The 11,908-nt window shown below is 47.8% G+C and carries 12 protein-coding genes; 4 read left to right on the top strand and 8 right to left on the bottom strand.

Annotated features, from left to right (window positions below):
• Nucleotides 1–75 precede the first annotated feature (75 nt).
• The gene (locus ACYU8Y_RS06040) at nt 76–807 is read right to left on the bottom strand and encodes an MlaE family ABC transporter permease (protein ID WP_460935226.1); all 732 of its coding nucleotides are present in this window, start codon (nt 805–807) and stop codon (nt 76–78) included.
• A 182-nt stretch (nt 808–989) separates the two neighbouring features.
• Between ACYU8Y_RS06040 and ACYU8Y_RS06035 the strand changes: the two genes are divergently transcribed.
• Nucleotides 990–1,664 carry an SDR family oxidoreductase gene (locus tag ACYU8Y_RS06035; RefSeq protein WP_460935224.1) on the top strand — a complete coding sequence of 225 codons (675 nt, stop codon included), beginning with the start codon at nt 990–992 and terminating at the stop codon, nt 1,662–1,664.
• 142 nt (nt 1,665–1,806) lie between these two features.
• A complete protein-coding gene (locus ACYU8Y_RS06030) occupies nt 1,807–2,721 on the top strand; it encodes an ROK family protein (protein WP_460935222.1) in 915 nt (304 codons plus the stop codon).
• 79 nt (nt 2,722–2,800) lie between these two features.
• Here the strand turns inward: ACYU8Y_RS06030 and murB are convergent, their stop codons facing one another.
• Nucleotides 2,801–3,826 (bottom strand): UDP-N-acetylmuramate dehydrogenase, encoded by a 1,026-nt coding sequence (murB, locus tag ACYU8Y_RS06025; protein ID WP_460935220.1) that lies wholly within the window; start codon nt 3,824–3,826, stop codon nt 2,801–2,803.
• Between the two features lie 122 nt (nt 3,827–3,948).
• Between murB and ACYU8Y_RS06020 the strand changes: the two genes are divergently transcribed.
• Together ACYU8Y_RS06020 and gmd are read left to right on the top strand one after the other, a co-directional pair.
• Nucleotides 3,949–4,518, top strand: a complete 570-nt coding sequence (locus ACYU8Y_RS06020) for an SPOR domain-containing protein (protein ID WP_460935218.1) — start codon at nt 3,949–3,951, stop codon at nt 4,516–4,518.
• Nucleotides 4,519–4,600: 82 nt separating this feature from the next.
• Complete coding sequence (gene gmd / locus ACYU8Y_RS06015; RefSeq protein ID WP_460935216.1) at nt 4,601–5,713, top strand: GDP-mannose 4,6-dehydratase; 1,113 nt, start codon at nt 4,601–4,603, stop codon at nt 5,711–5,713.
• Nucleotides 5,714–5,839: 126 nt separating this feature from the next.
• Here gmd and ACYU8Y_RS06010 read toward each other — a convergent pair whose 3' ends face one another.
• From ACYU8Y_RS06010 to ACYU8Y_RS05985, 6 genes are all read right to left on the bottom strand, one after another.
• Complete coding sequence (locus ACYU8Y_RS06010; protein ID WP_460935214.1) at nt 5,840–7,363, bottom strand: Do family serine endopeptidase; 1,524 nt, start codon at nt 7,361–7,363, stop codon at nt 5,840–5,842.
• Nucleotides 7,364–7,574: 211 nt separating this feature from the next.
• On the bottom strand, nt 7,575–8,036 hold the full coding sequence (locus tag ACYU8Y_RS06005) for an Hsp20/alpha crystallin family protein (protein WP_460935212.1): 462 nt from the start codon (nt 8,034–8,036) through the stop codon (nt 7,575–7,577).
• Nucleotides 8,037–8,269: 233 nt separating this feature from the next.
• Nucleotides 8,270–9,031, bottom strand: a complete 762-nt coding sequence (rnc, locus tag ACYU8Y_RS06000) for a ribonuclease III (RefSeq protein WP_460935210.1) — start codon at nt 9,029–9,031, stop codon at nt 8,270–8,272.
• Between the two features lie 3 nt (nt 9,032–9,034).
• Complete coding sequence (gene fabF / locus ACYU8Y_RS05995; protein ID WP_460935208.1) at nt 9,035–10,285, bottom strand: beta-ketoacyl-ACP synthase II; 1,251 nt, start codon at nt 10,283–10,285, stop codon at nt 9,035–9,037.
• A gap of 143 nt (nt 10,286–10,428) precedes the next feature.
• The gene (locus ACYU8Y_RS05990; RefSeq protein WP_012929621.1) at nt 10,429–10,668 is read right to left on the bottom strand and encodes an acyl carrier protein; all 240 of its coding nucleotides are present in this window, start codon (nt 10,666–10,668) and stop codon (nt 10,429–10,431) included.
• 155 nt (nt 10,669–10,823) lie between these two features.
• On the bottom strand, nt 10,824–11,672 hold the full coding sequence (locus ACYU8Y_RS05985; protein WP_460935205.1) for a TIGR01459 family HAD-type hydrolase: 849 nt from the start codon (nt 11,670–11,672) through the stop codon (nt 10,824–10,826).
• Nucleotides 11,673–11,908 lie beyond the last annotated feature (236 nt).

Raw genomic sequence — 11,908 nt, 5'->3', positions numbered from 1 at the left:
AAAGAGCAAAAGAGCGAAAGAGCGAAAGAGCGAGAATAGGCGCGTCAGCCACTCTTTCGCTCATTCACTCTTTCACTACGTAAGTAACAACTGCGTAAGAACAAAGTCGGCGGCTACAATGGCAATGCAACTGTTCGTAACCGCCGATGTCGATGCGGCCCCTACTTCGAGCGCCCCCCCGCTAACGTTATATCCTTGATAAGCCGAAATGGTGGAGATCAGGAAAGCGAATACGGTAGTTTTAATAAGCGCAAACGCAATACCGAAAGGTTTGTAATCGAACCGTAAACCGGTGACATAGTCTTCAGAAGATATGACACTCGCCAGCGTGCCGGCAATATAACCGCCCAGAATGGCTAGAAAAGCAGCCATAATAACGAGAAGCGGAAACATCAGAACCGACGCAACCACTTTGGGCAGTATCAGATAGGAGCTTGAATTGATCCCCATAACTTCCAGCGCGTCGACCTGTTCGGTAATGCGCATTGTCCCTAATTCACTGGCAATGTTCGAGCCCACTTTACCGGCCAGTACAATACACGACAGGGTAGGGGCCAGTTCCAGAATAGAACTATCGCGTACAATGAGGGCAATAATATACTTCGGAACGAACGGATTGGTCAGGTTATAGGCTGTCTGAACGCAGGTAACGGCACCAATGAATATATTGACCAGGGCAACGATAAAAATAGACCCGACGCCAATCGACATACATTCATTCAGAATGAGACCCACGTAAACACGGAATTTCTCCCGGTTACGGAAGAGGGTACCCAAAAAAATAAAATAACTACCTATTCGTGACATATAAGCGTGTAGAAAACAGTTGAACCTCGTTGATGGCGGTCAGGGTTGGTATCCATTCGGGAGAACCCTCGTAAAGATAGAATGGTTTCTAACGTAACTTGCGGCACTGCTTATCTCGATGGATAGTGGTTTTAAGGTAAAGCAGGTTTAGCTGCGTAGGTTGACTCAGATTATCGTTAGTTATGAACCCATTGATTGTGGTAACCGGTGGCTCTAAAGGCATCGGCCGTGCGATTGCCAACCGATTTGTCGCCGAAGGCTTCGACGCTCTCGTCTGTGCCCGTTCTGTCGACGGCATCCAGGAACCCGGTTTCCTGCCTTTTGCCGCCGACCTGTCGACGCGCGACGGCGTCAACAGTTTACTCCACTATATTCATTCGCTCGATCGACCGGTCGATGTGCTGGTCAATAACGCGGGTGTTTTTCTGCCGGGTCAGATTCAGGACGAAGCCGAAGGTACATTCGAGCAACTGATGAACACCAACGTGGCGAGTGCGTATCACCTGACCCGCGGATTGGTAGGTACTATGGTGGCCCGCCGGAAGGGTCATATTTTTATGATGTGTTCCACCGCCAGCATTACGGCGTATACAAACGGTGGTTCCTATTGCCTTTCTAAATTTGCGCTACTGGGCATGAGCCGGGTATTGCGCGAAGAGCTGAAACCACATGAGGTGAAGGTGACGGCCATCTTGCCGGGAGCCACGCTTACCGATAGCTGGGCTGGAACGGATTTGCCCGAAGAGCGTTTTTTAAAGCCGGATGATGTGGCCGATAGTGCCTGGGCGGCCTACACGCTTTCCAAAAGCGCCGTTATTGAAGAAATGCTTATTCGGCCTCAATTAGGCGATATTTAAGCGGAATAAAGGTCCGGATTGGGCAGGAACTAAGCAATCGACTACCAACGAATGCCCAAGGACTACCTACTTTTTGTATCTTGCGCCGATTTATGTGTTCCTGACCTGCTAATTGTTCACCATAAACTGACCAATATTAAGAATGGCTTCCGTTGAGTATTTGGGTATCGACGTCGGCGGTACGAACGTCAAAATGGGTATTGTCGATGCCAATACCGGTAAAATTTCTAATTTCTACAGCCACGACACCATTAGTTGGCGGGAATCAGGACACTTTGTTGATCGTTTCGGTGATGCCGTTGCGCTGCAGTTATTTTCTAATAAAGAGGTAAAAAAAGTTGGTATCGGTTTGCCGGGCATGATCAATAGCGCGCGCACAATTCCCCTCGAAATTACGGCTATTCCGGAAATTGATGGTGTCCCGATGGTCGATTTGCTGAGTAAGCGGTTTCCGGGGGTTCAGTTTTTTCTGGCGAATGATGCCAATGCCGCTGCGTTGGGCGAATATTATTTTGCCGAAGAGAAGATTACGGAAAACTACATTTTCATTACGCTCGGCACAGGAGTTGGTGGTGCAGCCATTATCAACAAAAAGATATTTACCGGGGGCGACGGCAATGCCATGGAGCCGGGTCATATTCCATCCCGCAATGGTCGGGTGCTGGAACGGAATATCGGTAAAAAAGAATTGCTTGATTTAGCGAACGAGCGTCGGAAAGAATACAAAGGCGAAACGCACCTGGCCGATGATGGTACAATTTCGACAACGGGCTTGGTCGCTGCTGCGGCTGAGGGTGACGAATTGGCACTCCTGATCTGGACCGAAGTTGGCGAAATGCTGGGCGAGGGATTAGCTTCGCTCATCAAAGTGTTAGACATTAAGCAGGTGCTGATTGGCGGGGGCCTGTCTGCTTCGTTCGATTATATTCTGCCCGCGGTCAATAAAACGCTGGATTATTGGTTGAATCCTTACTATAAAAACGGCTTGAGCATCAAGCGGGCTACGCTCGGCAATGACGCGGGGCTGCTCGGTGCTGCTTCGCTTTGTTTCGACTAATAAATAAACTGGACCATGCAAAAGGCCTCGATGTAGAAGACAAGTTTCCTACATCGAGGCCTTTTGCATGAGTCGTTCGTTAAATGACGTTTACTTCCGGCGAAATCGTTACGCCGAAGGTATCCAGCACCGATTGCTGAACTTTCCTGGCCAATGCCATAATTTCATCCCCGGTAGCTTTATCGTAATTGACCAGTACCAGGGCTTGTTTTGTGTGGACTCCGGCATCGCCGGATCGATAGCCTTTCCAGCCAGTCTGTTCGATTAGCCAGCCTGCTGGAACCTTAATCACATCGTCGCCTACTGGATAGCCTGGCAAGGTCGGATACGTTAATTTCAGACTATCGAACTGATCTTTAGAAATTTCAGGATTCTTGAAAAAGCTTCCTGCATTTCCGATTTGAGCCGGATCAGGTAACTTACTGCGTCGGATTCGGATAACGGCATCGCTGATCGCCTTGATGGACAACGTTTCGTCCGTTATGCCCATTTCGGTCAACGTCTCCTGAATAGCGCCGTAACGCGTATGGAACGTTGGCCGCTTATCGAGCTGAAACGTAACGCTGGTAATTATGTATTGGCCTTTTAATTCCCGCTTAAAGACACTTTCCCGATAACCAAAGGCACAATCGGCGTGCGTAAAGGTTTTCTTTTCGCTGGTAAGAACGTGAATCGCGGTGAGCGATTCAAATACCTGCTCCAGTTCAACGCCATAGGCACCGATGTTCTGCATAGGTGCTGCTCCCACTGTGCCGGGTATGAGCGACATGTTTTCCATACCTGCGTAGCCGCGACTAACGCAAAACAGAACCAGCTCGTGCCAATTAACCCCCGCGCCAGCCGTTATGTATACATGGTCGTCATCTTCACGGATGACATTGATGCCCTGAATATTTATTTTAACAACCAACCCATCGAAGTCATGGCATAGTAGTACATTACTACCACCACCAAGGATCAATTTAGGTTGATTGATAAAGTCATTTAATTGAAGTACCGTCTGAAGGTCTTCCTCACTATTAACTTCAACCCAATAGCGTGCGTTGGCATTAATTCCAAACGTGTTATAGGGTTTGAGCGATACGTGGCTTTGTATGTTCAGCATGTACTAAGCGTAATAAACGGCCAAAATTAACCAAATTATAGAAGGGGTTTATACGGATGATCGTCGGTTTGATTTATTCCAGCCGCAAATGACTATTTTTACCCATTAATTCAAAAATGGTTATGCGTTGCCGACTTGCGGAAAGTATTACGTTGAGTTTATTAATTATGACGGGTTGTGCTACCAGCCGCTCGGTTACAACGGCTGTTGATTACAATAGTTATAACGAAGATTTGTCGTCGGTACGTCCTGTTTATACCCCAGTCGCAGCCCCGCTTCCAACCAATACGCCACCACCAGCGCCATCTGCTGCGCCTACTCCTCGTCGAACAGATACGCGTAAACCCAATGCACCCATAGAGGCCCTTCACATTAACCGGCGGCTCGATATGGTGTTAGACACTATTGCCACACAGAACCGCTCGATACGATACGCTCCCGGCTTTCGTATTCAGGTTTACGTAGGGACCCAACGAAAGGAGGTTGATGCTGCCAGATTACTGCTGTCTCAAGAATTCCCGGAGTTGAGTCCTTATCTGAGTTATACGCAACCGACGTATAAACTTAAGGTAGGCGACTTTATGCGCCGTATGGACGCTGAACGCTATTATGCATCCATACGACGCCATTTCGAATCGGCGCAGCTTCAGGCCGACAAAGTAGACATCCGTCGTAGCCTGTTAATAAAATAAGTTATAGAATTTGGCTGCCGGACATTACCTTTGGTCAATTTGATACACCTTTAGGCATTGGTCTTGACCAGTTTATACTGATATGAAAAAAGCATTAGTTACCGGAATTACCGGACAAGATGGGGCTTATCTGACCCAATTACTATTAGAAAAAGGATATGAAGTACATGGTATCAAGCGCCGTAGCTCCCTTTTTAATACACAGCGGATTGACCACCTGTACGAAGACCCGCACGAGAAAAATGTCCATCTGAAACTTCACTACGGCGATCTTTCCGATTCAACTAATATTATCCGTATCATTCAGGAGGTTCAGCCCGACGAGATCTACAACTTGGGCGCTATGTCGCACGTGCGGGTTAGCTTCGATGAGCCGGAATATACCGCTCAGGTAGATGGTATCGGTACATTACGTATACTGGAGGCAGTTCGGCTGCTGGGCCTGACCGAAAAAACACGTATTTATCAGGCGTCAACGTCTGAGCTGTATGGTGGTGTTCAGGGTCACGCTCAGTCAGAAACAACTCCCTTTTATCCCCGATCGCCCTACGCGGTTGCTAAACTGTATGGTTACTGGATCACGGTAAACTACCGCGAAGCTTACAATATGTATGCCTGTAACGGGATTCTGTTCAACCACGAGTCGCCATTGCGGGGGGAAACGTTTGTGACACGTAAAATTACACGAGCTGTAGCCCGTATCGGCCTTGGTTTACAGGATAAGGTATATCTGGGTAACCTGGACTCGTTGCGCGACTGGGGTCATGCCAAAGACTATGTGGAGGCTATGTACTTGATTCTGCAGCAGGAAAAACCCGAAGACTTCGTTATTGCAACGGGTGTAACAACCAGTGTACGGGATTTTGTCCGGATGTCATTCTCGGAAATTGGCGTCGAACTGGCATTCACCGGCGAAGGGGTTAATGAAGTTGGAACAGTCATTAGCTCGACTAACCCTGATTTCCCAGTTGCAGTTGGCCAGGCCGTTGTGTGTGTCGATCCTCGTTATTTCCGTCCAACGGAAGTAGACCTGTTGTTGGGCGACCCCACCAAAGCGATGTCGAAGCTAAACTGGACGCCGAAATACGATCTTCCTGCACTCGTTAAAGACATGATGACGGCCGATATCAATCTGTTCCGTCGTGATCAACTTCTGGCCAGCAGTGGACACCAGGTTCTGAATTACTTCGAATAATTGCCAGCCTGATTCTGGCTTCTTTTCTTGTACGGTCGGGTTTTAAAGCCCGACCGTTTTTTTATGCGCAAAAAAAGCGTCGGGTTCTGGAACCCGACGCCACGTACTAACGTAAGAACACACTGCTTACACAGGTACTGCATAGTAATACATCCGTGAGCTGTTGGGATACATACCGATAAGCATCAGTCCTTCGCCCTCTTTCACCGAAGCCATGATTGCTTGAAGGTCTTTCGCTGTTTTAACGTTCTTACCGTTCGCTTTTACAATGATGAATCCTTCCTCTACATCGGTTTCGGCTAGTTTGCCATCCGTAATTTTCTTCACCCGAACGCCCCCAGTAATGCCCAGTTGTTTGGCATCCTGTGCCGATAAATCTTCAAAGCTGGCCCCGAGGGTGCTCAATGATGTGTTGGAAGCTGCTACATCTGCTTTCTTGATCACATCCCGGCCACCGTTGCGGTTACGTAGCTCAACTTTGAAATCGCGCTCGGTACCATCACGATTAACGGTTACGTTAACAATATCACCTGGGCGACGACGACCAATGATTTCGCGCATCTGTGCATCCGAATCAAGCGTCTGGCCTTCCATTTTCACGATAACGTCGCCTTTTTTCAGACCAGCTGCTTCAGCCGCGCCTTTTTCGACAACGCTCTCCACATAAATACCACGGCCAATTTTTGCCCCTTTTTCTTTGGCTACTGTGCTATTCAGTTCAATGGGCAGGATGCCGATATAGCCACGTTGTACATTACCATATTTAAGCAGGTCAGCTGATACCTTCTTGACCAGCGATACAGGAACAGCGAACCCATAACCACTGTAATAACCGGTTGCTGAAGCGATAGCTGAGTTGATACCAACCAATTCGCCACGCAGGTTAACCAGCGCCCCGCCCGAGTTACCTGGGTTGATGGCGGCATCCGTTTGAATAAATGCTTCTACGGGTGAATCAGGTTTAGCATCCGTCTTGCTGATATTCTGATCTAAAATACCGATCCGACGGCCTTTTGCGCTAACGATACCGGCGGTAACGGTCGATTCCAGATCAAGCGGATAACCAACGGCTAATACCCATTCACCTAATTTCAACGCGTCCGAATCGCCCAGCGTAATGGCTGGAAGGTTATTGGCATCTACTTTAATGACGGCTAAGTCGGTTAGGGGATCGGTACCGATAACTTTTGCTTTGAAGCTCCGTTTGTCGGTCATGATAACTTCTACCTCATCAGCATCCTGAACAACGTGGTTGTTGGTGACGATATAACCATCCTTGCTGATGATCACCCCCGAACCGGAAGCTTGTCCTTGCTGGCGACGTGGCTGCCGCTGGCCACCACCAAATTCATCCCCAAAAAACTCCCGGAAAATATCGGGAACCTGTTGCTGACGCACTGTGCGCGTCATGGTAGTCCGAATGTGAACGACCATCGGTGTGACGGCTTCAGCCGCCGTAGAAAAATCGCCGGGAACACCGCTTGGGTTGCTTCCGGGCATTGAGGCTAGTCGCCCAGTAATCGTCTGTATTGGCGACGATTCGTTTAAAATTACATCCCGGTTGTTGAAGCCCAACAGGTTGTAAGCAGCCAACGTTACAACACTCGACAGGAGTGCCATTAACGCCAATAATTTCCAGTTGCTTTTCATGATAAATTGGGAAAATCTAATTGCTTTCTTTTTGTGTTAAAGGCAGTGATTGCCTGTCTGATACTATAACGGAAAGTAGCGGTTGAAAAATCCGGCTGCTATGCGTCCTTAACAAAATTTAACAGGGCATTGTTACGAGAGAATTAGCTAATGAAAAGCCCGTGAGCACGATACGTATCGTGCTTTTTTCGTTGTACAAAAACAGCCTTAATTAGCCAGTAATGTCAATCTGCCGTGGTGGTTTCACTCTTGCCTCTTCGCGTTTGGGAACCTCGATTTTTAGAAGCCCATCGCTATAGCTTGCCTGTATGCGTTCGGCATCTATGGATGTGGGCAACGTAAACGTCCGCTGGAACGAAGAGTAGCTGAACTCCCGACGGATATATTTTTCAGAACCTTTTTCCCCTTCTTCTTGCTGCGTTTCCTGGCTGGCAGAAATAGTCAGGTTATTGTGGTTCAAATTAAGTTTGAAATCTTTTTTCTTCAAACCAGGAGCGGCAACTTCGATGCGGAAGCCATTCTGATGCTCGACTACGTTTACTGCTGGAATGTTTGTTACTCCAGAACCACGGGCATTAAAAAAGTCGTTCATGTCGCGTACGAATCGAACCGCCGGAGCGGCATTCTCGATCAACGATGAAAAATGGTCGTTGGTGCGCATTAACGTATTCATGATTCGTATGGTTTTAGGTTTGAAAATAGGTCAACTAATCCAAATAGTTATTTTCAAACCTTATGCCAGTTCACCCATCAATCGGATTTCAGAAATTTTGACAGTTGTAAAGATATAGTAAAAAGGAGAAAACTGCCAGGATGACACGTGAGGGCACTTTTTGCCATCAATGTCGGCAAAACTGACAAAGAATCGTACCGTGTAAGTAAGGTACTTACAGGCGAATGAACGGGTTACTTAAGTTCCAGCAATTCGAAGGCTTTCTCGGCGGCAGCCTGTTCGGCTTTTTTCTTACTATAGCCGCTACCTGTTGAGAAGGGCTCGTCATCGACGAGTACCTGTGAAATAAACTCACGAAAATGGCTATTGCCCTTTTCCGATACGATTTCGAAACGAATCTCTTTGCCTTCGCGTTGTGCCCATTCGATCAGGCGGCTTTTATAGTTTCCGTTGTTTTGCACGACGGATTCAATATCATAGTGCGCCAATAAATCCTTCAGGATAAACCGGCGGGAGAAGCGGAATCCTTTGTCCAGATATACGGCTCCAACCAGCGCTTCGAGCGCATCGCCATACATGGATGTGCGGGCCGGCAGGCTGCGGGTGCGGCTTCCGTCGTATTCAATGAGCTGGTCGAGACCAATTTTACGGGCAATACCATTCAGCGTCTCGCGATTGACGATCCGTGATCGAATTTCCGTCAGAAACCCTTCGTCTTTGTAGGGATACTTTTTAAAAAGAAACTCGGCGATAACCATACCCAAAACGGCATCGCCTAAATACTCCAGCCGTTCGTTCGATTCCCGAAATCCCTCGATCGCCGTCGCTTTCGACGCCGATGTATGGCGTAAGGCGAGTTGGTAAAGGCCTAAATTAGATGGGCGTGCACCAATGATATGGGCGATTGACCGGCGCAGATTCTTACGAGGATCAGCGTTATCAGGCCGGAACCAGTCGAGGGGGTTAAATAAACTGCGTGGCAGAGCGATTTGCACGACTCAGCTAAGTTTACGGAAAATAACGATAGCGTTGTGACCTCCAAACCCAAAGGCATTACTCATCACTGTTGTGATGGAGCGAGCCTGTGCTGTGTTGACCGTTAGGTTAAAGCGGGAGTCGATTTCCTCGTCGTTCGTAACGTGATTGATCGTTGGTGGAACAAGTTGGTGTTCCATCGCTTTAATACCGGCAATAGCTTCAACCGCGCCCGCAGCGCCCAGTAAGTGACCTGTCATCGATTTCGTCGAACTGATATTCAACCTGAACGAATGCTCACCAAACAACTGGTAGATGGCTTTCAATTCCTGCGGATCACCGATGGGCGTTGATGTGCCATGCGTGTTGATGTAATCGATCTCGTCGGGGGCAATATTGGCATCCCGGAGCGCATCTTCCATCGCCAGGAACGCCCCTAAACCTTCTGGGTGAGGGGCGGTGATGTGATAGGCATCCGATGACATACCGCCACCAATCAGTTCGGCGTAAATTTTGGCTCCCCGCGACTGGGCATGTTCGTATTCTTCCAGAATAAGTGCGCCGGCGCCTTCGCCCAAAACAAATCCATCGCGGTCTTTATCGTAAGGACGCGACGCTGTTTCCGGCGAGTCATTACGCTCGGAGAGAGCCCGGTTGGCATTGAATCCGCCAATCCCTGCCCGGGTAACAGCGGCTTCTGAACCACCTACCACGCACATATTTAGCCGACCTAACCGAATATAGTTGAACGCATCAATGATAGCGTTGTTGGTAGAGGCACAAGCCGAAACAGTTACATAATTGGTGCCCCGGAAACCGTAGCGCATCGAAATCTGACCGGATGCACTATCCGCAATCATACGGACGATGAAGAAAGGATTGATACGAGGTGTACCGTCGCCTTTGGCGTAATCAATCATCTCGTCCTCGAACGATTTGAGCCCACCGATGCCAGAACCCCAAATAACGCCAACCTTATTTTTATCGACTGTATCCAGATTCAGACCTGAATCCTTCACGGCTTCGTCGGTAGCGATCAGGGCGTAATGCGTGAACGCATCCATTTTGCGGGCTTCCTGACGAGGAATATACTGCGTAACGTCTACGCCTTTCAGTTCGCAGGCAAAGCGCGTGCGGAATTTGCTGGCGTCAAACTTCGTAATGGGACCGGCCCCGCTTACACCGGCGGCTAAGCTGTTCCAGTAAGAGGCTACATCATTGCCGATTGGTGTCAACGCACCGAGGCCGGTCACTACTACTCGCTTGATTGTCATACGGGTTTACTGCGTAATTAAAAAAGAGAAACAACGCCGATACCGTATTTGTTGGCGTTGGCTTCGTTGCTCAGTATCCGTCCCGATTGATTGGATAGGTACCGAGATAATTCGTTATACCGTCTGCTAAATCTCGTTGAGACTTATTTGCCGATGTTTTTCTCCAGGTATTCGATGGCCAGGCCAACCGTAGAGATTTTTTCAGCCTCGTCGTCGGGGATAGGCAGGTTGAATTCTTTTTCAAATTCCATGATCAGCTCAACCGTGTCGAGTGAATCGGCCCCTAAATCGTTGGTGAAGCTTGCTTCAGGCGTCACTTCTGATTCTTCAACGCCTAATTTTTCAACAATGATATTCTTTACTTTCTGTGCAATGTCCGACATTTTAGTAGTCTGTTCGAGTTAAAAAACTGCGCAAAGAAACGTATTTACCTTTGTATTATCAAACAATTTTTTAATCCAAAAATCGCTCGTTAATATCCCCGTAAATAGGGTAACATTCTTATTGTTAACGATTTATACTTAAAATTGATGCTGAATTACCGAATGACAACTGACTTGCAAACATGGGTAGGAATAATGCCTGTACTCCGAATCAGAACCTCGGCATCCTGCGGTTGTGTGTTTCCTGTGAGTACAAGGACGGTGTCGAGCCCAAACTTATTACCTCCCAAAATGTCGGTTCGGAGGGTATCGCCCACCATCAGCACATCGCGTTTGCTAATCTGAGTCGCGTTTTCCAACCGCTCATAGGCAAACATGAAGAGTTGTGCATCGGGTTTGCCAAATTGAATAAACTGCTTTCCTACGATCGATTCAATCATCCTGGCCACTGCCCCGATGGCAATAGCGATTCGGGTTTTCGATACCGGATACGTCGAATCGGTATTGGCAACGATGACCGGTATATTTCTTTTTCGAAGGAGGTTAACCGTTTTGGTTAGGTCTGTATTCCAGTCAAATCCCTCATCATCAAGCAGAACCAGCGCATTGATGTCTGCTACATCTTTTAGGTCCACCTGGCTGATGGGTAATGTTTTTAGACCAGTGGTTTCTAGGTAATGGGCCGATTTTTCCGTCCCCAAATAAGCTACTGTACCACTGGCTACTTTAAGATCCAGGTACTCCCGCGCCAACATGCCCGATGAAATAATTCGCTCCGGCGGAATGGCATAAAAGTTCTGTCTATAATAAGACTCCGCTAATTCCTGCGGACTCCGAGAGGCATCATTCGTCAGTACGTAAAAATCCTTCCCATTTTCTTTTAGCCAGTCGAAGGTGTGTTCAATTCCGGGTAAGAGGCCTTCCGAGTTTTTCAGGACGCCAAAGGCATCGAAGAAAATTACTTTATAATTAGCCGCTACAGTTTTGAAATCAGTGAGTTGCATGGAGCACGCATGAAAGATGAATAGCCATGTGCGAACCTTCGTGTTAACCAAGATTGCTTTGACGCTTGAATTCCAGAAGAATATTGGTAAAAATACGACAAAGGACGACGTTTAAATCTGTTTTTCTATGAAGTTGTCTAAAGTTTGAGATGGCGCAATAACAGCGTACAAAATGCCAGCCAGTGGAAGGCCAACCAGTTACTGGCCTTGGTTTCAAAACGAACCAATAGATTCTT

It is taken from the genome of Spirosoma humi (genome assembly GCF_054776575.1).
This window is presented reverse-complemented; position numbering and strand designations above follow the sequence as displayed.